The organism is Pseudomonas sp. AC136, from assembly GCF_979258585.1.
In genome coordinates this window covers 423,672-444,853 of record NZ_OZ409865.1, presented here as the reverse complement: position 1 = coordinate 444,853, position 21,182 = coordinate 423,672, and the positions used below count along the sequence as shown (strand labels likewise).

Annotated in this window: 17 protein-coding genes, 1 tRNA gene and 1 pseudogene; 12 read left to right on the top strand and 7 right to left on the bottom strand. The window is 55.4% G+C overall.

Features of this window, described 5'->3' with window-relative positions:
• The first annotated feature begins 38 nt into the window (after nt 1–38).
• Together ACZZZU_RS02040 and ACZZZU_RS02035 are read left to right on the top strand one after the other, a co-directional pair.
• Nucleotides 39–1,124: a DUF3182 family protein gene (locus ACZZZU_RS02040; protein WP_463549565.1), complete on the top strand. Its 1,086-nt coding sequence runs from the start codon at nt 39–41 to the stop codon at nt 1,122–1,124.
• The gene (locus tag ACZZZU_RS02035; RefSeq protein WP_122495747.1) at nt 1,111–1,881 is read left to right on the top strand and encodes an alpha/beta fold hydrolase; all 771 of its coding nucleotides are present in this window, start codon (nt 1,111–1,113) and stop codon (nt 1,879–1,881) included. Before ACZZZU_RS02040 ends, ACZZZU_RS02035 begins: the two co-directional genes overlap by 14 nt.
• A gap of 10 nt (nt 1,882–1,891) precedes the next feature.
• Here ACZZZU_RS02035 and ACZZZU_RS02030 read toward each other — a convergent pair whose 3' ends face one another.
• Both ACZZZU_RS02030 and ACZZZU_RS02025 read right to left on the bottom strand, forming a co-directional pair.
• Nucleotides 1,892–2,236: a hypothetical protein gene (locus tag ACZZZU_RS02030; RefSeq protein ID WP_122495745.1), complete on the bottom strand. Its 345-nt coding sequence runs from the start codon at nt 2,234–2,236 to the stop codon at nt 1,892–1,894.
• Nucleotides 2,237–2,323: 87 nt separating this feature from the next.
• Nucleotides 2,324–5,716, bottom strand: coding sequence for a response regulator (locus tag ACZZZU_RS02025; protein WP_163016665.1), 3,393 nt, complete (start codon nt 5,714–5,716; stop codon nt 2,324–2,326).
• A 234-nt stretch (nt 5,717–5,950) separates the two neighbouring features.
• Between ACZZZU_RS02025 and ACZZZU_RS02020 the strand changes: the two genes are divergently transcribed.
• The 7 genes and pseudogenes from ACZZZU_RS02020 to ACZZZU_RS01990 all read left to right on the top strand — a co-directional run bounded on the left by ACZZZU_RS02020 (nt 5,951) and on the right by ACZZZU_RS01990 (nt 13,592).
• Nucleotides 5,951–7,150, top strand: coding sequence for an EAL domain-containing response regulator (locus ACZZZU_RS02020; protein WP_463549564.1), 1,200 nt, complete (start codon nt 5,951–5,953; stop codon nt 7,148–7,150).
• A 255-nt stretch (nt 7,151–7,405) separates the two neighbouring features.
• A complete protein-coding gene (locus tag ACZZZU_RS02015; RefSeq protein WP_463549563.1) occupies nt 7,406–8,290 on the top strand; it encodes a response regulator in 885 nt (294 codons plus the stop codon).
• Between the two features lie 34 nt (nt 8,291–8,324).
• Complete coding sequence (locus ACZZZU_RS02010) at nt 8,325–8,951, top strand: response regulator transcription factor (protein ID WP_122495738.1); 627 nt, start codon at nt 8,325–8,327, stop codon at nt 8,949–8,951.
• 128 nt (nt 8,952–9,079) lie between these two features.
• Entirely contained in the window at nt 9,080–9,538 is a 459-nt protein-coding gene (locus ACZZZU_RS02005; RefSeq protein WP_122495736.1) for a response regulator, read from the top strand.
• A 657-nt stretch (nt 9,539–10,195) separates the two neighbouring features.
• The gene (gene egtB / locus ACZZZU_RS02000; protein ID WP_463549562.1) at nt 10,196–12,322 is read left to right on the top strand and encodes an ergothioneine biosynthesis protein EgtB; all 2,127 of its coding nucleotides are present in this window, start codon (nt 10,196–10,198) and stop codon (nt 12,320–12,322) included.
• Between the two features lie 94 nt (nt 12,323–12,416).
• Complete coding sequence (locus ACZZZU_RS01995) at nt 12,417–12,560, top strand: hypothetical protein (RefSeq protein WP_463552183.1); 144 nt, start codon at nt 12,417–12,419, stop codon at nt 12,558–12,560.
• Nucleotides 12,560–13,592, top strand: a pseudogene (locus ACZZZU_RS01990) (phage integrase). Before ACZZZU_RS01995 ends, ACZZZU_RS01990 begins: the two are co-directional and overlap by 1 nt.
• Before the next feature lie 393 nt (nt 13,593–13,985).
• Here ACZZZU_RS01990 and ACZZZU_RS01985 read toward each other — a convergent pair.
• Nucleotides 13,986–14,075, bottom strand: a tRNA-Ser gene (locus ACZZZU_RS01985).
• Nucleotides 14,076–14,319: 244 nt separating this feature from the next.
• Between ACZZZU_RS01985 and ACZZZU_RS01980 the strand changes: the two genes are divergently transcribed.
• The 3 genes from ACZZZU_RS01980 to ACZZZU_RS01970 all read left to right on the top strand — a co-directional run bounded on the left by ACZZZU_RS01980 (nt 14,320) and on the right by ACZZZU_RS01970 (nt 17,150).
• Complete coding sequence (locus ACZZZU_RS01980; protein WP_463549561.1) at nt 14,320–15,009, top strand: crotonase/enoyl-CoA hydratase family protein; 690 nt, start codon at nt 14,320–14,322, stop codon at nt 15,007–15,009.
• A gap of 164 nt (nt 15,010–15,173) precedes the next feature.
• Nucleotides 15,174–15,926 carry a 1-acylglycerol-3-phosphate O-acyltransferase gene (locus ACZZZU_RS01975; RefSeq protein ID WP_463549560.1) on the top strand — a complete coding sequence of 251 codons (753 nt, stop codon included), beginning with the start codon at nt 15,174–15,176 and terminating at the stop codon, nt 15,924–15,926.
• A gap of 252 nt (nt 15,927–16,178) precedes the next feature.
• The gene (locus tag ACZZZU_RS01970) at nt 16,179–17,150 is read left to right on the top strand and encodes a magnesium and cobalt transport protein CorA (RefSeq protein ID WP_463549559.1); all 972 of its coding nucleotides are present in this window, start codon (nt 16,179–16,181) and stop codon (nt 17,148–17,150) included.
• A gap of 99 nt (nt 17,151–17,249) precedes the next feature.
• On the opposite strand, the gene ACZZZU_RS01965 is transcribed toward ACZZZU_RS01970, so the two are convergent.
• The 4 genes from ACZZZU_RS01965 to ACZZZU_RS01950 all read right to left on the bottom strand — a co-directional run bounded on the left by ACZZZU_RS01965 (nt 17,250) and on the right by ACZZZU_RS01950 (nt 21,182).
• Nucleotides 17,250–18,323, bottom strand: a complete 1,074-nt coding sequence (locus ACZZZU_RS01965) for a polyamine ABC transporter substrate-binding protein (protein ID WP_463549558.1) — start codon at nt 18,321–18,323, stop codon at nt 17,250–17,252.
• A gap of 42 nt (nt 18,324–18,365) precedes the next feature.
• Nucleotides 18,366–18,710, bottom strand: coding sequence for a cupin domain-containing protein (locus ACZZZU_RS01960; protein WP_463382864.1), 345 nt, complete (start codon nt 18,708–18,710; stop codon nt 18,366–18,368).
• Nucleotides 18,711–18,851: 141 nt separating this feature from the next.
• A complete protein-coding gene (locus ACZZZU_RS01955; protein ID WP_122495698.1) occupies nt 18,852–20,261 on the bottom strand; it encodes an FAD-dependent oxidoreductase in 1,410 nt (469 codons plus the stop codon).
• Nucleotides 20,262–20,354: 93 nt separating this feature from the next.
• Nucleotides 20,355–21,182: a nuclear transport factor 2 family protein gene (locus ACZZZU_RS01950; RefSeq protein WP_122495696.1), complete on the bottom strand. Its 828-nt coding sequence runs from the start codon at nt 21,180–21,182 to the stop codon at nt 20,355–20,357.

Here is a 21,182-nt window from a genome sequence, read left to right as displayed (position 1 = left end):
GCAGCCCGCGGGACGATGCTCAACGACAGAGAGCCCGGATGAACACAAAACGCGCCGTCGCACTGCTGACCCTCGACACGCCACTGGCCGACCACGAGCGCGCGGTTCAGCAGGTACTGGCAGAGAAAATCGGCGACCTGCTCGGTCTGCCGGTACAGACGTCTTCCGAAAAAAACAGCGCCTGTTATTGGATCCCCAGCGAAACGGTGACGGGCGCCCAGCAGATGAAAGCGCTCGGGATCGCCAGCGCCGAGGATTTCTTCGGCGGCGCCGTGCGGTTTCCTTTTATGGCGACCAAAGCCATTAGCCACCCCTTGATCGAGCAGCCGACCGTGACGCCCGAAGGCTGGACCGCGCAGTTTCACCAACAGGCGGCCGATGCGGTACTGCGCGGCACCACGGTGTTTGACTTGAGCGATGCCGAGCGAGCCGGAGCGGCCCTGCTGGCGCATGGGCCGGTGCGGGTAAAAGCCGTGCGAGGCAAAGCCGGTCGAGGTCAGACGTTGGTGGAAAACGCCGCTGAACTCAGTGCGTGTTTGCGCCAGGCGGATGCCCAGGAAGTCTCGGAATGGGGTCTGGTACTGGAGGAACACCTGAAGGAAGTCGTGACGTTCAGCGTGGGACAAATCCAAGTCGCCGGGCTCGTCGCCAGCTATTACGGCTCGCAACGCTTAACCCAAGACGACAGCGGCGCGCAGGTGTACGGCGGCTCTGACTTGATGATCGTGCGCGGGGGCTATGAAGCGCTTGATGCGCTGCCGTTATCGGCGCACGCCCGTTTGGCGATTAAGCAGGCCGTTACGTATGAACAGGCCGCCTTCGATTGCCTGGGGCTGGTCGCCTCGCGTCGCAACTACGACATTGCCCAGGGCATTGACGCCCTGGGGGAAGAACGCTCCGGCGTGCTGGAACAGTCGTGGCGCATCGGTGGCGCCAGTCCTGCTGAAGTCTTCGCGCTGGAAGCTTTGCAACAACACCCCGAAATCCTGTGCCTGAAGGCAAGCACCTACGAAACATATGGCGATGACGCCCCAGCCGGTGCGACGCGCCTGTTCCAAGGCGAGGTTGCGCCCCACGGCACTATCAGCAAATTCGTAAAGGTTGACCTCAATGCCTGCCCATAGCCAGACCATAGACATTCAAGTTGATAACGAAACAATCGCCGGAACCCTGATGTCCCCGGAACAGAAAGTGCCAGGCATACTTTTCGTACATGGTTGGGGTGGCAGCCAACAGAGGGACTTGGCACGCGCCAAAGGCATCGCCGGATTCGGCTGCGTATGCCTGACCTTCGACCTGCGCGGCCACGAGCGCACGTCCGGCAGTAAACAGACGGTGACACGGGAACAGAACCTGGCGGACATCGTTGCAGCTTACGACCAATTGGCGAGCCATCCGGCAATCGATCCGGACAAAATCGCGGTGATCGGCAGTAGTTACGGGGGGTATCTGGCGACGTTTCTTACCGACATGCGTCCGGTACGGTGGCTCGCATTGCGCGTGCCCGCGTTGTACTGGGACGAAGAGTGGACGGTGCCCAAACAGCTTCTGGACCGCGAGCGCCTGGCGCGTTACCGGCGCACGCTGTGCTTGCCAGAACAGAATCGCGCCCTGGCCTGCTGCGCAAAATTCAAAGGGGACGTGCTGTTAGTGGAGTCGGAGCACGACGACTATGTGCCCCACACCACGCTGATGAGCTACCGAGCTGCTTTCGAAAAGGCTCACTCGCTTACCCATCGCATCGTGGACGGCGCCGATCATGCGCTCAGCCAGGACAGCGACCAAAAAGCTTACACCTCGATTCTCAACAGTTGGATTGGGGAAATGATCATGGGCGCGAGAACCGCAGACTATCCCCATCATTCCGCTATCTATTCGTAAGTGTGGCGAGTCAGTGCAAGGTGTACGCCGGCTCCAGGCCGTTATCTAGGCAGCTGGTCTCGCTGCAAAGCGGATCGGCAAGACGATCAAATTGAAAACCGCTGCGGTAGATCACCACATTACGAAAGCTGCTCAGTGTTTTGAGTGCGTCGGTGTATTCATGCCCTAGAAGACGACGGTTAATCAGCACTCGGTCAAACGGCTTGCCGCCAAAGTCGATCAACGAAAGCAGCTCATCCAGCGTGCCGACCGAAGCAATGCCGAAACAGCCGGCGTTATTCATGAGTTTTTCGACATTGGCGCGAACCAGCGGGTCGGCGTCGGCAATCAGGATGCGCATGTGCTTGGCTAACATGGTCAAAGCTCTTAAAGAATGAGCCGGCAAGTCTCCTTAGGGTGACCAATCCATTGAATTCGAGGTTTCCTCAAAGGCGGTAGGACATTACCTCTCGAGGCGTTCCAACCCGTCGGCAACCATGGCTAATTCCTTCACGAGCGCCTGCAAATGGCCTTCCAATTCCGCCTGCGATGTTTGCTCCTGACAGGCACGATTCAATGCTGCTGCCGCACGCTGCGCGCCAAAAGCTCCGATGTTTCCGGCAGTGCCCTGCAGCGTATGAGCTAGGCGCGTAGCCAACACGGTGTCATTCGCCTCGACGGCGGCATGGAACTCCGCCGAGAAGTCCTGCGCTTGTTGGCGAAACATCTTCAACAATTTGGTGTAAAGCGCCGCGTTGTTCATGCAAACGGACAGGCCCGCTTGAACATCTACACCGGGAAGTGTCCCAAATGTTTCGGAAACCGGTTCGGGCTCAGTCGAGGCTTGCGCATTGGATGAAATAGGAACTGGTTTAATCCACTTGGCGATTGTGGTGAACATGCTCAAGACATCGAGAGGCTTGGTGATGTAATCATCCATGCCCGCTGCCAGCGCCTTCTCACGGTCGCCTTTCATAGCGCTGGCCGTCATGGCAATAATCGGAATTTCCTGTGTATTCAGATCGGCGCGTATGTGCTGCGTGGCGGTATATCCGTCCATCACCGGCATCTGGCAGTCCATCAAAATGAGACTGTATGAGCGGTCTTTGGCGAGAAAGTCCAGCGCACGCTGGCCATTGCCAGCCACCACAACCTCGGCGCCAGCCTGGGCGAGCAATGCCACCGCCAGCTCCTGATTCATCTCGTTATCTTCAACGAGAAGGATGCGATGGCCGGCCAAGCGCGAACGAAGATCAATGGATACGTTGTCGTCTCGAACCTTACGGGCAGGCATCGGCTTGGAATGACTTAGGGCTTCGCTGAGCGAGCCCGCCAGTTTGGCGGCGGTCAACGGTTTCACCATCACGGCGTTGAACGCTTCAGCGTCTTGCACCTGAGCACTGCCCTCACCGCCAGCTGAGCCGATCAGAATAGCCCGCACGTCGCGATGGCTTGGCCGCTGCCGAATGAGCCGCAAGCAGTGCGCCCCGCCCATGATAGGCATGTGTTCGTCGAGTAAGATGAGATCGTACCGCCTACCGGAGCGCTCCATTTTATCGATGGCAATCAGTGCCTCGATTCCGTTGGCAACTTGATCAACTTGCATTCCCAACGACAGGCCCATCGTCGCAACAATTTCCCGAGCTGACGCATTGTCGTCAACCAACAGTGCGCGGATATCGCTCAGTGAATTCGCAGTCGACGATAATAAGGTGCCCGGCGCTTCGACGCAGTCGAGATCGACGTGAACATGGAAGATCGAGCCCTCGCCGTACTGGGACTCCACCCAAATTTGGCCGTCCATCAATTCCACCAATTGCTTGCAGATAACAAGCCCCAGGCCACTGCCACCGTACCGTCGAGTGGTAGATGAATCCGCCTGGGTGAAACTATTGAACAGCTTCGCCCTTTGCTCCTCGGTAAGCCCTATCCCGGTGTCTTTGACCCAAAAATGCAACGTGAGCCGTTTTTCTACAGCCTCTACCAATTCGACCCCGACGATGACTTCACCCCGGTCGGTGAATTTCACCGCATTGTTGCCCAGATTAATAAGCACCTGCGCCAAACGAAGTCGGTCCCCTACTAACAGAGCGGGAACATTGGCCGAGATATCAAAGAGCAACTCGATGTTCTTCTGATTGGCCCGAAGACTGATAGCGTTTGAAAGATCCTCAAAGGCATCTTCCAAGCGGAACTCTTCGTGCTCAATCTCCATCTTCGCTGACTCGAGCTTGCTGAAGTCCAAAATGTCATTTATCAAATCCAGCAACGAGTTAGCGGCCTGGTGAACTTTTTCAATGTAATTACGTTGCAGCGGATCCAAATCGCCCCGCAGCGCCAATAACGACATGCCCATAATGGCGTTCATGGGCGTGCGGATTTCATGGCTCATATTGGCCAGGAATTCACCCTTTATCTTATTGGCAGACTCGGCGGCGCTCATCGCCGTAGACATTTCCCGCTCGGCTACTTTCTGCGCCGTAATATCGATAAGCCATCCAAGCGTGCCGGTCTCACCCAAAAAATCGATGCGGAGAAAGTTAACTAAGACGTCGCGAATTTGATGGTTGTTGTCATAAACCTGCGTTTCATGCTGTTCCACCACTCCTTCACGGCGCAACATGTCGCGCAATTTTTCCCGTTCATCAGGGCGGACATATAGACGCGGCATGGGCACATCGACCCGGACATCGAACGTATTGGTGAACAGAGGATTGGCAAACCTGACAATGCCAGTAGTCCCGATCTGAAGATCGTCGGCAATAATGCACACCGCGACGGGGGCGTTATCTAAGATCAATTGAAGGCGTTGATGTTGCCGGGCTATTTCTAACGAATCGCTGCGGCGGATACGCATATCCGCCAGCCGCCGAAGGAAAAACCACATTAATAAACCGCAGGATCCGGCGGTTAAAAAAGAAATCCAGAATCCTTCCTTAAAGCTGTAAACCGGAGCAAGCGCGCTGATTGTGACGAGCTTCCATTTACCGCTGGGATCATTCCAATCGACCGGAGCTGACGAGACAGCGTAACGCTGACCTTCGATGGTTACGGTATCTTCAGACAGGTTGAAAGGTAGCGCTCTGACCTTGCTTTCATCGTCAAAATACGCGCCGAACTGCTTGGTTTCCGCGATTTCCTTTATTTGCGCAGAACTTTTTGGCTCTGTCGTGCGCAGGCTCCACTCCAAGCGCCCGGAAGTAAACACAATTCCTTGGGGAGAAATCACCAAACCGATGCGAGAACCGTCATCTTTGACGAAATCTCCTAATTCACTGGCTTCAAATCGCCCCACCACGGCGCCTGTCACCTCATCCGACGCAGCCTCCAAATACACGGGGGCCGCCACGTAATACACAAGTCGGCCGGACACGGGGCTCACACCGCCGCTTACGCTTGGCAGCCCCTTCATCGCCTGTTGGAAATAGGGACGATTGCGAACGTTTACCCCAATCGGCGATATGTTTTCACCGCTCCAATCACTTTTGACCACTCCTTCCCCGTCGACGACAAAGGCGAGACTTGCGCCCACGCGCTTAGCGATTACCTTCAGGGCCGGTTGGGCGATATTGAATTGTCGAGCGTGGCGGATGTCCGGCTCTAGTGAAGCGGTCCTAACCGAGGAGTTAATTAACCCCGCCAACAGCAGCGCTCCCATCCCTTTGCCGTTTAACGTAACGCCTTCAAGGCTGAACGCATTTTCTCGGATCAGCGCCCGCTCCGCGTCACGAAACCGCCCCTCCACCATTAGCCGATAAGCTTCGGTGGCCGCGAAACCAAGCACACACGACAACGACAAAGCCCCCACAAGAACCGGAACACGGTAAGCCCCAATCCACTCAGAAATTTTATTCACCTGGATACTCATAAAAGTTAAAGAAGCGACAAGCAAAGAATTGGTTAGCTTGGCTTAAAACTGTAGCACCACAATTCGCTAGACGTGGTGCAAAAACTTTAAATCGATTTGAGCGGCGCGCAGCAAAATAGCGGATATAGGGATTTTCCTACAGATCAGGAAGAGTCGTTGTACATCGCCAGAATTAAGCGGGTGCGATATTTCGGCTACTTAACTCGCGTAGGAACACACTCAATGTCCCAGCCGAAAATCCTTATCTCCGAAAGCCACCCCCTTGCGCAACAAGCGTTAGTAAGCGTTTTAAAATCGCTCGGGCACACAAAGCTTCATGTTGCACCTACCAATGACATCGCAGAAAAATTCATCTTGGAAGAAAAGTCATTCGACATACTATTTTTCTCATTAAGCTCAGCGAATTGCTCCGCCCTGAACTTTTTACTTCATGCAAACCGTACCGGAGCCATTCGAACCGTAATCTTCGTCACGGATGTGTCGGCAGATATTTATACCGCCCTATGCAAACTCGCAAAGTTTTCGGGGATTCACGTAGCTGGACGTCTATGCAAGAAATACACAAAACGTGAGTTACAAGCGGCATTAGAAAGCGCATCCGTACGAAAACCGCAATCACAATCTATTTCGCGAAGCAAGATGCCGCCTGCAAAAGCGGTGGCGGCAGGTGCACTAAATGATGAATTCATTCCATACTTCCAGCCAAAAATAGACCTCGACTCCATGAAAATAGTCGGAGCCGAGATACTAATGCGTTGGAAACATCCAAAATTAGGGATTATCGGCCCACAAATCTTTATTGATCTAGCGAAGCGCTTCGGCCACTTGGACGCAATGACGTTTTCAATTTTTCAGAGCGCGCTAGAATTTTTAAATCATAAAGATTTGGACAAAGAATTTAAACTCTCAATAAATATAGACGCCGCCCAACTTACTCGGCCCGATTTCAGCTCAAAAGTATTAAAGATCCTGAAGGCCAACCATGTTCGCCCGGATGCCGTGATTTTAGAAATCACCGAAACCGGGCTTCTTAAATCACCGGCTGAGTGCTACGCCAATTTAGTTCATTTACGGACGGTTGGCTGCGGTATATCCATCGACGACTTTGGAACAGGACTTTCTTCGCTGCAGCGAATCTGCGAGATACCCTGCACCGAAATTAAACTAGACATGAGTTTTGTGAAAGATATCGTCCTAAATAAGCGAACTCAACTAGCCGTAGCCAGTATGGCTCACCTCAGCCAACAGATGGGAGTATCACTGGTAGCTGAGGGTATCGAAACAGTCGAGCAACTAAGACTTCTTCAGGACCTAGATTGCCAGTTCGGACAGGGCTACCTATTCTCACCCGCTGTGTCAGGCGAAAAATTAATTGAATGGATGTCGAGTCGCAAAATGGAGGATCAGTTTCTTTTACTTTGATCATGCAATTCTGGACCAATCCGGCCACGAGCATGAACTGCATTTGTAAAGTTCAGGAAAATCAAAGGATACATCTGAGCGAGAGCGTCGATATCGACGAGCCGTCACTCCCAGAAATGGCAGAAAAAACGATGCACGCCCACCCGCGTACACAGCTAAGCCGGTAGAAATGAAATTTCCTACATGGTTTAAAGAAAACAATTTAATAAAGCTGAACTAAACTCGACCGAGGAGTTGCCGTTAATGGGGAACATAATGGACCGTAAAGACGCGATGAATGGAATTTCGGTATCAGGAAAATCTTTCAAACGGGAAGCAGATGGAAACGTTGAGCAATCAGCGAATTTTCCTACCCCGAGAACGGATCGCGCCCACTGCAAAAAGACTTCATTAAATGTTCTATTAGTGGACGACCACCCAGCCAACCTGCTGATACTAGAACAACAACTTATATTCCTGGGGCATACAGCCCAAAGTGCGGAAAATGGAGCTCAGGCATTAATGCTCACGTACCAAACGCAATTCGACCTGATCATCACCGATTGTAGAATGCCGGTAATGGATGGGTTCGAGTTAACCAAGCAACTCCGAGCGCAGGAAAAAAATCTAGCACAGTCGCTTTACTGGATCGTAGGTGTAACTGCAAGTACGGACGAGGATGAACGCAGCTACTGCATTAAGGCGGGAATGAATGATTGTCTTTTCAAGCCAGTTGGTGCATTGGAACTCGAAAACTGCATTAAAAGGCTTGAGGGACCGATCAACCCATCGACTTCAACTGAGCCAAAGCATATCTCGCAGCTGGTTGACGATAAGAGCATCCACGCACTAACAAACGGCGACGATGACCTAAAATCTCTTTTCCTGCAGCAGTTATACACCACTAACCAAGTTGACCTAAACAAGCTCTATGGATACTTGAAATTGTTAGACTGGGAGGAATTCTCGTTCATGACGCATCGTGTGAAAGGCGTGGCTAGGCTAATTAACGCCAAGTCACTAGTTGATTCGATCGAGAAATACGAAAAAGCGATGAACATCGACAATCAACCGTCTGATATTACAATCATCGCTACCGCAGTATGTTGTGCAATTGAAGACCTACAGCGATCGCTTGAGATAGAAATTGGCGCTTCGTAACCATAAACCATCAGAAGTTAATAACGGAAATACAATGGGAAAAGTACTCATCGTCGACGACCACCCCGTAGTGCGGATGGCTGTCAGGCTTTTATTAGAGCGCGAAGGCCATACATTACTAGGCGAGACGGATAATGGTGTAGACGCTTTGACCGTGATCCGCACTCAGCGGCCTGACTTGATTATTTTGGATATCGGCATCCCAAAAATCGACGGATTGGAAGTTCTAGCCCGAATCAGTACATTAAAACCAAGGCCGCGGGTGCTTATCTTAACCTCACAGCCGGCCGACTTATTGGCGTTTCGTTGTATGAAAGCCGGGGCGGCAGGTTTTGTAACGAAAGGCGACAATCTTGAGGAACTGCAGCGCGCCGTTTGGGCGGCCCTCTCCGGATATAGCTTTTTCCCTACTGACATTCTCAGCACCGTCAACCCCACTATTACTGATAGCAGCGAGCAATCAATGCTTAACAGTCTGTCAGACCGCGAAATAATGGTGTTGCAAATGCTCGCCCAAGGGAAATCGAACAAAGAGATTGGTGACTCTCTGCTCCTAAGCAACAAGACGATCAGCACTTACAAAACTCGCCTTCAACTTAAGCTCAACGCTTTCAACTTAGTTGCTCTCGTAGACTTCGCTAAACGCAATGGATTGGGTTAATTAGCGAAATTTAGACGCTTTCCAAATTACTTCGGCCTCTTGCGCTTCGGAACCCTCCTGCATCGGTTCGACTGGGCTAACCTTAATCTCACTAATTACTTAGATGGTTAAGGGAGCGCAGGAAGCGCATGCTCAGTATTTTATTAGCTAGCGACCGAATTACGGTACGGAAACATTTTCAAAAAATCTGCGAGGTTTCTGGGTTACATGTCTGCGGCGAAGCGCTGAGTTTGGAGGAGACAGCAGCGAAATGCGCGCTACATTCGCCGGACGTGGTGATCCTTGGGTTCCGTTGCTCGGTATCACGCCAGACAGAAACCATCCTGGAAATATCCCGCCTCTCCAACGAGATCAAGGTGCTCATATGCACCTCCCGCGACTCCTATCGGTCTACTCAAGCTTTTATCAGCGCGGGAGCGGCTGCGCTGGTACCCCGCCAGTGCACCAGCGCAGAATTTCTAAAAATACTTTCAGGAGCCACCGCAGGGTTCAGCATGGTGCCGATTAGGTCCTTACAGCACACGAAGGTAAAAATTGCGTACCGCACCGCCGAGTCACTCGCCAAAGTGAATTTAGTGGAACGCTAGCGTCTGCCGCCCCGGCCACCCTAGTTCGATGTTGGACGAACCCACTCAGACCGCTTATCCATTTTTCAGAACGTCTGAACGTAACACAGGCCCAAGTCCTGAAACCTTCATGAGGGGATTTACGATGAATAGGCTCGCCTACGCTTTGCTCTTGATGCCTGGATTGCTAATGATCGGTCCTAGCAGCCTAGCGGCTGATGCTATCGATAGTACTGGCCCGAGCTCCACTCCTGGCCCGACAAACCCTACACCTCCAACATTACCCACTCCGGGTACCGGCAAAAGTGACAGCAACGGACCTGCGACCGATGTCGAGGGCCGTGACAGCGCTCCACGGCCAGGCACAGACGGAACCGGGATAGAAGACGCCCCTCATAGCGTTTTAAAGAGTTCTCCAAACGAACCCGGCACCGAAACTGAGCGAAAGACTGACAATAAGTAACCGGTCGAGCAAAACGCTGGCCGCCCTCCGCTATCCCTCCTCCCGCCGAGTGGCTTGCCGCTCGGCGATCAGCGCGTCCTGGCTAGAACTTTTTTAGAACCTTATGTATCAGACCTATAACCTGATATTAGGCGAGAGTTCTTGGCTATCTCCGCCTAGCCCCGCTGAGCAGCGCAACACGGTCCCTCGCCGCTGGCGCTGCGAGAGGAATAAGAATGACAAGCCCCCTGCTTCAGCGTTATTTGATGGTTCGCCGGCACAGCGAATCGTTAGTCGCAACACTCACCGATGAGGACATGGTCGCGCAATCCATGCCCGATGCGAGCCCCGCCAAATGGCATCTAGCGCACACGACCTGGTTCTTCGAAACCTTCGTGTTAATGGTTCATCGACCCGGATACAAACCTTTCGACCCCGCTTACGCTTTCCTTTTCAACTCCTATTACGAGTCCCTCGGCCCACGGCAACCACGCCCCCAGCGTGGCGTGTTAACGCGACCGGCTATGACGGAAATTCGCCGCTACCGTGACTATGTAGATGAGCACATCCAAGCGCTAATGGGAGAACCTGCGCCGGCCGAGTTAACGGGCCTGTTTGAATTGGGCCTCGCACATGAACAGCAGCATCAAGAGTTGCTGTTGATGGATATCCTCCATCTGTTCAGCCTGTCGCCCTTGAAACCCGCTTATAGCGAAGAGTGGCGCACGCCACAAAATGACCGCCCCGGCCAATTTCAGCTAATGGCCGGCGGCATGGTCGAACTCGGCCACATTGGCGACGAGTTCTCTTTCGATAATGAAAACCCGCGCCACGCCACGTGGCTTCAACCCTTCGAAATCTCCGATCGACTGGTGACCAACCGCGAGTGGCTCGCCTTTATGGCTGATGACGGCTATGCCCGAGCCGAATTCTGGCTCGCCGATGGTTGGAGCAAGGTTCAGGCTGAAAGCTGGCAAGCCCCGCTGTACTGGCAGCGACTCGAAGGCGATTGGCAGCAGATGACCCTGGCGGGCGCGCAAAAGATTTGTCTCGACGCCCCGGTGATGCACATCAGTTATTTCGAAGCTTGCGCCTACGCCAGTTGGGCAAATGCTCGACTTCCAACCGAAACGGAGTGGGAGATTGCCGCTCGCTCAGGTCTACTGGAGCAAATCGATGACTGCGCCTGGCAATGGACCCAGAGCGCCTACACGCCCTACCCCGGTTTTAAACCTGCTGCGAGTGCTGTCGGCGAGTACAACGGAAAATTTATGGTGAGCCAATTAGTGCTTCGAGGCGGCGCCTGTGCAACGCCTCGCGGCCATTCGCGCCTCAGCTACCGAAACTTTTTCTACCCGGGCCAGCGTTGGATGTTTTCCGGTTTGCGCTTAGCCCGAGACTTGCCGTCGCACCAAAACGATACCGAGGCTGACGAGCATCAACACAGCAGTGACTTCGCCAAAGACGTGCGCGTAGGACTTTCTGCTCAATCAAAAAACCTGGCGCCTAAGTATTTTTATGATGCCATCGGCTCGGAATTATTCGAGGCGATATGCCAGACGCGGGAGTATTACCCCACTCGCGCAGAAACCGCCCTGTTAAAAGACATCGCTCACGAGCTATCCACCTTCATTCCCGATGGAGCCGCGTTGATTGAATTTGGCAGCGGTGCCAGCGTTAAAACACGGCTGCTGCTCGAGGCCTCGCCACAGCTCGACGTATACATTCCACTGGATATCAGCGCGTCGGCGTTGCACAAAGCAACGGAACAACTTCAGCATGCCTATCCAGCGCTGTGGGTCGCCCCTGAAATTGGCGATTTCTGCCATCTAAAAGATTTGCCCGCCGCCGCGCGAACACGTCCTCGAGTAGGATTTTTCCCAGGCTCCACGCTCGGCAACTTTTGCAAACGCGACTCCGTAGATTTCCTACGCAACGTGCGGCGTTTTTTGGGTGAAGGCGCACGGCTGATCCTCGGTCTGGATATGCTCAAAGACATCGCCACACTCGAAGCGGCGTACGACGACGCCGACGGCATCACCGCTCAATTCAACAAAAACCTGCTGGCCCGCATCAATCGCGAGCTGGACGGCAATTTTGAACTGGAACAATTCCTTCATCTGGCGCAATGGAACCCCCAGCAAAGCTGCATGGAGATGTTCCTAGTGAGCACGCAGGACCAAGACGTTTACGCTGCAGGCGAAACATTCCACTTTGCCGAAGGTGAGCGCTTACACACCGAGTGCTCGCACAAGTACACCCCAGACTCGGTAGCGCGCTTGGCTGAATCTGCAGGTTGGACCTTAGAACGGCAATGGTTAAGCCCTGCGCCGCAGGTGGGCATCTTCGTACTACAAAGCTGAGCGCATACGGAAAAGCCCTGCAACTTAATAGCTGCGGGGCTTTTTGATTTTCTATGGTGTTGAGCATTTGACGAAAGCGCGCTCACGCTGTCGCTTGGTTGATAACCTCAAACAGTGGGAACGCTGGCCCGTCATCCGCGACCACTATGCCGCCAAAGACATGAGCGAGCACGACCTCTACAAGCACATCAAAGCACTGCTTGAGGAACGTCATGTACGTTGGGGGCGCGCTGTTTAATGGCTATCGAGCAACAGCCAAACGGCAAATGGAAAGTCGACGTTGAACCCGTTAAAGGCAAACGGTTTCGTAAGACGGTCAAGACCAAAGCTGAAGCGCTGAGGTTTGAGGCTACCTGTCGAGCGAAGTGCATCGAGACGCCTAGCTGGTCTCCAAAACCCAGGGATCGGCGGCGGCTATCTGAGCTTGTTGACCGTTACCACGACCTGCATGGGCATACCCTTGCAGACGGTACGCGCATCAAACAGATACTCACCACGCTGGCCAAGGATCTTGGAGACCCCGTTGGCGTTACCTTCACGGGCAATGCGTATTGTGAAATTCGACGGCAACACATCGAGTCTGGGGTACATGGCAAGACGCTGAACAATCGCTTCGGCTACTTCAAATCGATGTTCAATCAGCTGATACAGCTCGACGACATTGACTACCCCAACCCGCTGGCTAAGGTCCGCCCTCTACGTTTGCAGGAGCGTCCCCTCTCCTTTTTGACGTTGCCGCAGTATCCGAGCTGCTCGATGTCTCGATGGTCGAGATACAACGCCGGGAATTGGTTTGGTTGCGAGGGTTTGTCTATCAACGGGGGCAAGATGGGGTGAGGCTCAGGCGTTGTCTCCCGCGAGAGTAGCGAACGGTGCAGTGACTTTCGCCAATACGAAATCCCGGCGTACCCGAACTATTCCGATTGATAAGAAGCTGGAAGCAGAACTACAGACCCACTTCAAGCGGCATGGCTTGTTCAGCAACTGCATGCTGACTTTCAGCCGGGTGATCGACACGACCTCTATCAAGCTACCGGCCGGACAAGCCACACACGTTCTACGGCACACCTTTGCCAGTCACTTCGTTATGCGTGGTGGAAACATTCTGACCTTACAGAAAATCCTCGGCCACTCCAGCTTGGCGATGACGATGAGATATGCCCACCTCTCGCCAGATCATCTTCAAGACGCGCTTACATTAAATCCGCTCACCCTCGCGTCTCAAAGCGAGTTGCCTGCATCAGCATCAGCATCAAGCGCGGCCTTGTAATGCCTAAGCCACATTTCAAAACAGATATATGCCGCAATCGGGACGGAAACCCAGAACAGTGTGTAGCCGAAAAACGAGCCCGAGAACCACCCTTGAACATCAATACCTTCCCACATACAGGGCTTAGGACTGCCCTTGCCGCCTTGGCATCCCAGATAGTGATAGAAGTAATTGCTAACTTTCCACCACGCAAGAAATAGTGCGGTCGGTGTCCATACGAATAGGCAACGAAGAGTCCTTTTCATGCGTCGCACATCCTTTTTTCGTTTGGGCCGGACACCCAGCCTTTGCCAAACCATTTCCGCGATTCGACAGTTATTCGACACCCTCGAAGCTCAGAAAGCAAAAAGCCCCGAAAACTTCTCAGTTTTCAGGGCCTTAGGCGTTTCAATATGGCGGTGAAGGAGAGATTCGAACTCTCGATACGATTTCTCGTATACACACTTTCCAGGCGTGCTCCTTAAGCCACTCGGACACTTCACCGTGTCTCGACGACGGTTAGGTCTGTCGAGGCGCGCTAATCTAGCCGAAGCGTTCGCTAAAGGCAAAGTTTTTTTAACGGATTCATGTGGTTAAGCGAAGGTGATGGCAGATGCACGCAACTCAAGCGCGTTGCTTCGAGCCAGGGCCGGCGCGACCGTACGGTCAGTCTTAGCGCTTTACCTGCCGTCTGCGCGTCGGTAACGTCTGCCCACCTTATATAGCTGCCCGAGCAAGGATTTTTGCCATGAGCGATCTGATCAGTTACCAACTCGATGACGCAATTGCCACCCTGACGCTGAGCAATGGCAAGGTGAATGCCATTTCTCCCGATGTGATCGCGGCGTTCAACGCGGCGTTGGATCGTGCTGAGCAAGACCGCGCGGTGGTGATCATCACGGGCCAGCCGGGCATTTTGTCGGGTGGGTACGATTTGAAGGTGATGACGTCCGGCCCGGAGAACGCCATTAATCTGGTCGCCGCTGGCTCCACCCTCGCCCGCCGTATGTTGTCGCATCCGTTTCCGATCATCGTGGCGTGCGGCGGTCATGCTGTGGCCAAGGGTGCGTTCATTTTGCTGTCGGCCGATTACCGCATCGGCGTCGAAGGGCCGTTCAGCATTGGTCTGAACGAAGTGCAAATCGGCATGACCATGCACCACGTGGGCATTGAGTTGGCGCGTGATCGTTTGCGCAAGTCGGCGTTCCACCGTTCGGTTATCAATGGCGAGATGTTCAATCCTCAAACGGCAGTGGATGCCGGCTTCCTTGATACCGTGGTCGCTGCGGAGCAGTTGATGGCAACCGCGGTTGCCGCTGCGCAGCAGTTGAAGAAAATCAATATGAAGGCGCACAAGAACACCAAGCTCAAGGTTCGCAAGGCGTTGCTGGAAACCCTGGATTGGGCGATTGAAGAAGACAAGAAGCACGCGGTTTAAGCAAAGTCGTGCAAACGAGCCCGGCCATCGCGCCGGGCTTTTTTATGGCGCAAAGCCCCGTAACGCCTGGCTTGCAGCTTGTAACAAAACGCCCAACGAACGGTCATTGCTGAAAATAGTGCACATCCGTACACTGCGCGACCTCTTCCGAAACGGGCGTCTCAATGCTTTTCTTTCTGCGCATGTTGCTCATGGGTCTGCACTTTGTTCTGGCTGGCGTGTTGGGCATTTTGATTGGCCTGTGCCGTCCGTTTAATCCTGATAACAGTCGCCTCTGCGCCCGCCTCTATTCACGCCCCGCATTGTGGATATTGCGGCTCAAGCTCAAAGCTGAAACCGAAGCGCTGCGCAACCCGTCGGCGTCGTGCGTGTACATTGCCAACCACCAGTCCAACTACGACCTGTTCGTGCTGGGCGCCGTGGTGCCCAAACGCACCGTAAGCATTGGTAAAAAGAGTCTGAAGTGGGTGCCGTTTTTCGGGCAGTTGTATTGGCTCGCCGGTAACGTGCTGATCGACCGTGGCAACGCGGCCAAAGCCAAGCACGCCATGCTGACGACCACCGAGACCCTTCAGCATAAAGACACGTCCATCTGGGTTTTCCCTGAAGGCACACGCAATTTGGGCAACGGCCTGCTGCCGTTCAAGAAAGGCGCGTTCCAGATGGCGATCGCCGCTGGCGTACCGATTGTTCCCGTGTGCGTGAGCACGTACAGCACGCACATGCAGCTCAATCGTTGGAACAGCGGCTGCGTGACCATCCGCTCGCTGCCAGGCATCACCACAAAGGGCATGACGGCAGACGACATTCCTGCCCTCATGCAGCAGTGCCACGAGCAGATGCAGGCGACCATCACCGAGCTGGACCGCGAGATCGCGGCGCCGGCGTTGGCGACCACCAAGCCCGCGCTGCCTTAACGCCGCCCGCCACTCGCCGTTTTCCGCTTGCTAACATCAGCCCCGCTCCATGCGGGGCTTTTTTATTTACGCCCGCTTTACGGCGCTGCAGGGCGCCAGTTTTTAAAATTCAGGTTTTGCACGGAGCCGTCTAGTCGCTGCGCGTGTCATAGCCTCAGCGCTACACCTCAGCAATACGGCGCCGGCGCCATGCATTACCCTTGGCGCCAGGCGCTCAACGCCACTCAAAACCGGAGCGTACGGATAACAACTATGACAAGCGTCGTTGCAGCAGCGGTTTATTCCCAAGGCAAAAAAGTTACCGACATCCAGCTCGACGAGGGCAAAGCCTGGGCGGCCAAGCCCGGTCATTTTGTTTGGATCGGGCTGCACGATCCGGGCAGCGCCGAGCTGCTGAACCTGCAGAAGCAATTCAACCTGCATGAACTGGCTATCGAAGACGCCCTGCTTCAGCACACCCGACCCAAGCTGGAAACCTTCGGCGATGCACTGTTTATGGTGCTGTACTCGCCGGTTATGGAAGACGACAAGCTGGTGTTCGTCGAAACCCAATTGTTCGCCGGCAAGGGTTATGTGATCAGTTGCCGGTACGGCAATTCGCCGTCCTATGCGCGCGTCAGACAACGCTGTGAAGCGCAGCCAATAATGCTCGAGCATGGCGAAGACTTCGTGCTGTATGCGCTGCTTAGCTTTGTGATCGAGAACTACCGGCCGCGTCTGGAAGAGTTCAACGCCAAGCTGGAAGACATGGAACAGCATGTGCTGCGCAACCCGCTGAGCCAGGAGGACGTCGAACGTATCCAACGCATGCGCCGGCACTTGCTGCGCATCCGCCGCTATATCGCGCCGATGGTGGAAATCTGCACCGAGCTGCAGCAGCTCGACTTCCCGTTCATTGATAAGCACATGCGCCCGTACTTTCGTGACGTGCAGATCCATGTGCAGCGCTTGATGGAAGACCTCACCGGTCTGCGGGAAATGGCCGATCACGCCATTGAGATCGGGCTGCTGTTGGAGTCATCCCGGCAGAGCATTACCCAGCGAAAATTCGCCGCCTGGGCTGCGATTCTGGCGTTTCCCACGGCGATTGCTGGCGTGTACGGCATGAATTTTCAATACATGCCTGAGCTGACCTGGCATTACGGTTATGCCGGAGTGATGACGGTCATTACCGTGGGCTGCGTCGGTCTGTTCGCCAACTTCAAACGCATGGATTGGCTCTGAAACAGCGAGGCTGAACCCCTTCTTACAGCCCATAGGGCGCTGCAAGACGGCGGTTCAGCCTCGGTATTCACTCACGCGTTGCCCGCAAGGCGTAGCGGATTAATTGCCCGATTTGATCTTGTTCCACAACCGCGTGCGAATGCGGTCGGTGGCCAGCGGCATGGCTTCCAAGGCAAACATCGTTTTCATCGTCGCTTCGCTCGGGTACACCTTGGTGTCGGCTTTAAGCTCCGGGCTCACCAACGCATCGGCCTTTTCGTTGCCGTTGGCGTAGCGCACGTAGTCGCTGATCGGGGCCATCACTTTCGGGTCGAGCAGGTAATTCATAAAGGCGTAGGCGGCTTTTTCGTCTGGCGCATCGGCTGGCATCGAGACCATGTCGAACCACATCGGCGCGCCTTCTTTCGGGATCACGTAGCCGATTTCCACGCCGTTTTTGGCTTCTTTCGCACGGTTAGCGGCTTGCATGATGTCGCCCGAGAAACCGACGGCTACGCAAATCTCGCCATTGGCCAGGTCGGTCACGTACTTAGAGGAGTGGAAATAGCGCACGTACGGACGAATCTGCATCAGCGTGGCTTCGGCCTTTTTGTAGTCGGCCGGGTCTTTGCTGTGATGGGGCAAGCCGAGGTAATGCAGGGTGATCGGCAGCACTTCAGGGCCGTTGTCGAGAATCGCCACGCCGCATTCGCTGAGCTTTTTCATGTTCTCGGGCTTGAGAATCAGGTCCCAGGTATTGAGCGGCACGTCGCCCAGCACCGCTTTCACTTTGGCCACGTTGTAGCCGATGCCGGTGCTGCCCCACAGGTAAGGGAAGCCGTATTGGTTGCCCGGGTCGTTGGTTTCCAATGCTTTGAGCAGCACCGGATTGAGGTTGCTCCAGTTCGGCAACTGGCTCTTGTCGAGCTTTTTCAGCGCGCCGCCCTGAATCTGACGGGCCATGAAGTGGTTGGAGGGAAACACCACGTCGTAACCGGATTTGCCGGTCATCAACTTGCCGTCCAGGGTTTCGTTGCTGTCGTACACGTCATACACCGAGGCGATGCCGGTGGCGGCCTGGAAGTTCTTCAAAGTGTCTGGCGCGATGTAGTCGGACCAGTTGTAGATCTTGACGGTGTCGGCAGCCTGACAGACCGAGGCCACGAGCATGAGCGGAGCGATGAACTTGAGCATGGTGTTATCCAGGTATTTTTGTTTTTAGGGAGCGTGTGCGGCTTATTTGAAAATAAGCACGTAGGTTTTTCGTACGGTCTCTTTGATGTCCCAGACGCCAACGGTGTTGGCCGGCATCATCAGCGCGTCGCCGGCGCTGATTTCCATGGGTTCACCGCCGTCCGGGGTAAAGGTGCAACGGCCGGCGATGATGTGGCAGAACTCCTGCTGCACGATCTGGCGGCGCCACACGCCAGGGGTGCATTCCCAGATGCCGGTTTCCACGCCGTCGTCGCGCTCCACGCAGGTGGTCGACGCCACAGCCACGACTTCGCTCAGGGGCACGGCCACCGGGAAGGATTCTTCGAGCACGGCAGCGGGGGTGTTTTTGAAATGGGTGATGGTCATGGGTTTACTCACATTTAAGTCAGAACACGGTTGCGTAGGAGCGAGCTTGCTCGCGAAGCTTTTAGTCATCGACTCGGAATCGAATCGCTTCGCCAGCAAGCTGGCTCCTACAGGGAATGGGCGTGGCGGGGAGCAGAGCCTTTATTTCATAAACCCTTCCATAAACCCCGCCAGCCCTTGGGCGAAGTGACGGCGCCAGGGTGCGCTGCCGGGGTCGGCGAGCACTTTGTCTTCGTGAACGAAGCTGCGGATGATGGCGTTGTAGCCGAGCCAGCGGCACGGTTCCGGCTCCCAGGTGCGCAGGCCGTGTTTGATGCTGCTGTCCACTTGCACCCACGGCTGGCGAGTCAGAACGCTGGTTTCGCCGAGAATCAATTGCGCCAGGGTGCGCCCGCCCAGGTTGCTCGCGCCCACGCCTTCGCCGCCGTAGCCACCGGCCAGCGCCACCTGGTTTTTGCGGTCGCAGATCATGTGCGGATGGAAGCGGCGCGACATGCCCAGGTTGCCGCCCCACGAATGGGTGATCGGCACTTTCTTCAGCATCGGGAACAGCTCGCCGAACAGGTAGCGGCGTAGCTCGACTTCACCTGGCGTAAGGCTAGAGTCCTGACGCAGCTTGCCGCCAAATTGGTAGCCGCCACGGGCGCCGAATACCAGGCGATCGTCCTTGGTGCGCTGCCCGTAAGTGACTTGCCGGCTGGCTTCGCTGAAGGCCTGGCCACGTTCAAGGCCGATTTCCGCCCAGGTCGCGGCCGGCAGTGGCGCGGTGGCGACGATCAGGCTTTGCACCGGCAATTGATAGTTGCCCAGCGGCGGCAACGTCACGGAATAACCTTCCACCGCCGGCACCACCCACTGCGCGCGCACTTCGCCTTGCGCGGTGCGCACCACGCCGGGCTGCCACTGGTTCACGCGGCTTTGCTCAAATATCTGTACGCCCATGCGCTCAACCGTGCGGGCCAGGCCGCGTACCAGTTTGGCCGGCTGAATGGTGGCGCAATGGGGGGTGAAGATGGCGCCGTATGGCTTGGCGACGCGCAGTTCCTGGTTCAGTTCGTTGACTGACAGCCAGCGGTAGTCGGCTTCGGTGGTGCCGTTAGCGTGCAGGGCGCGCAGTTGGCTCCGCAGCGACGTCTCTTGCTCAGGGTAACGGGCGGCGGTGTAAAGGATGCCGGCCTTGCGGTAGTCGCAGTCGATGCCTTCACGTTCGAGCACCTGGCCCACTTCATCGGGAATGTGGTGCAGCAGGTCGAGCGACTCATGCCGAGCGGCCGGCGACAATCCCGCCAGCAGACGGTCCTCGCCCAGGATGTTGCCCATCAGCCAGCCGCCATTGCGCCCGGACGCGCCGAAGCCGGAGATCTCGGCATCGACCATCACAATGCGCAGTTCAGGCGCTTGGCGTTTGAGGTAGTAGGCGGTCCACAGGCCCGTGTAACCGGCGCCGATAATCGCCACGTCCGCTTCGACAGTGCCGGCTAATGGCGCTCGCGGAATCAGCGGCTCGTCGAGCTGATCCATCCACAGACTTACGTTGCGCCACGCGCTCATGTACCGCTCCAGAAACTGTTCGCCATCGAGTGGCGCAGAGACTAGAGGCTAGATTCGCGGCGTGTCTTGCGCGCGGGCCCGCGAAGAAATTTGTTAGCCGGCACGCTGTTTGAGGTAGGCCTTGGGCGTGAGCCCGGTGTGCTGGCGGAAGCAGCTGTAGAACGCCGACAGCGAATTGAAACCCGCGGCAAACGCCAGGTCGTCGATGCGCACCGGCCCGGCAGCGTTGTCGATAGCAGCCAGCAAATGCTGCAAACGCGCGTGGTTTACATAGCGGTAGAAGCTCTGCCCCAGCACTTGGTTGAGCAAGTAGGAAATCTGGTTGCGGCTGTAGCCGGTGGCGCTGGCCACGTGTTGCAAATTTAAGTCGGGGTCCAAATACGGCTGGTGCTGCTGGAAGTAATGCTGCAAGTCATCGGCAAGAAACCCCAGCTGCCGCGCCGACAAACCCAGGCGGCTGATGGCCGGGCGATTGTCCACCGCCTCCTTATTACCGCTGCCGCTGGTTTCGTGCATCAGCGAGGCGTATTCGTTCACCTGCCAAATCAAGCCGTCGCGCACCGTTAATGCCTCGCTGGTGCGAAACGACACCAGCCCTTCGCCGCCGCGCAAGGTGATGCGGTACTGAATAAAGGCGGTGTCACCGTCTACGCGAATGCGGTCGCTGTGCTCCAGCGCTTCTTCCGGCGCGCGCGGCATGGTGGCGAGCACGTAGTCGCGCAGCTCAGCCAGTGCCAACACACGGTTTTGGAAGAAGTCGTGGTACTCGACGTCCGGGTGATACAGCGCCATCACCCCGTCGAGGTCGCGGTTTTTCCAGCAATAGTGATAGCGCAGCACCACGTCGCGGGTGATATCGGTCTGTTCCGGGCTGTCGAAACGCTCGGTCGGCGATACGGCGAAGTTGGGGCTGCGCGCCAT

Bases quoted from the DNA above. Each gene is read 5' to 3' on its own strand.
- ACZZZU_RS02040 (WP_463549565.1), top strand. From the start codon at position 39: ATGAACACAAAACGCGCCGTCGCACTGCTGACCCTCGACACGCCACTG.
- ACZZZU_RS02035 (WP_122495747.1), top strand. From the start codon at position 1,111: ATGCCTGCCCATAGCCAGACCATAGACATTCAAGTTGATAACGAAACA.
- ACZZZU_RS02030 (WP_122495745.1), bottom strand. From the start codon at position 2,236: ATGTTAGCCAAGCACATGCGCATCCTGATTGCCGACGCCGACCCGCTG.
- ACZZZU_RS02020 (WP_463549564.1), top strand. From the start codon at position 5,951: ATGTCCCAGCCGAAAATCCTTATCTCCGAAAGCCACCCCCTTGCGCAA.
- ACZZZU_RS02015 (WP_463549563.1), top strand. From the start codon at position 7,406: ATGGACCGTAAAGACGCGATGAATGGAATTTCGGTATCAGGAAAATCT.
- ACZZZU_RS02010 (WP_122495738.1), top strand. From the start codon at position 8,325: ATGGGAAAAGTACTCATCGTCGACGACCACCCCGTAGTGCGGATGGCT.
- ACZZZU_RS02005 (WP_122495736.1), top strand. From the start codon at position 9,080: ATGCTCAGTATTTTATTAGCTAGCGACCGAATTACGGTACGGAAACAT.
- egtB (WP_463549562.1), top strand. From the start codon at position 10,196: ATGACAAGCCCCCTGCTTCAGCGTTATTTGATGGTTCGCCGGCACAGC.
- ACZZZU_RS01980 (WP_463549561.1), top strand. From the start codon at position 14,320: ATGAGCGATCTGATCAGTTACCAACTCGATGACGCAATTGCCACCCTG.
- ACZZZU_RS01975 (WP_463549560.1), top strand. From the start codon at position 15,174: ATGCTTTTCTTTCTGCGCATGTTGCTCATGGGTCTGCACTTTGTTCTG.
- ACZZZU_RS01970 (WP_463549559.1), top strand. From the start codon at position 16,179: ATGACAAGCGTCGTTGCAGCAGCGGTTTATTCCCAAGGCAAAAAAGTT.
- ACZZZU_RS01965 (WP_463549558.1), bottom strand. From the start codon at position 18,323: ATGCTCAAGTTCATCGCTCCGCTCATGCTCGTGGCCTCGGTCTGTCAG.
- ACZZZU_RS01960 (WP_463382864.1), bottom strand. From the start codon at position 18,710: ATGACCATCACCCATTTCAAAAACACCCCCGCTGCCGTGCTCGAAGAA.
- ACZZZU_RS01955 (WP_122495698.1), bottom strand. From the start codon at position 20,261: ATGAGCGCGTGGCGCAACGTAAGTCTGTGGATGGATCAGCTCGACGAG.
- ACZZZU_RS01950 (WP_122495696.1), bottom strand. From the start codon at position 21,182: ATGGCGCGCAGCCCCAACTTCGCCGTATCGCCGACCGAGCGTTTCGAC.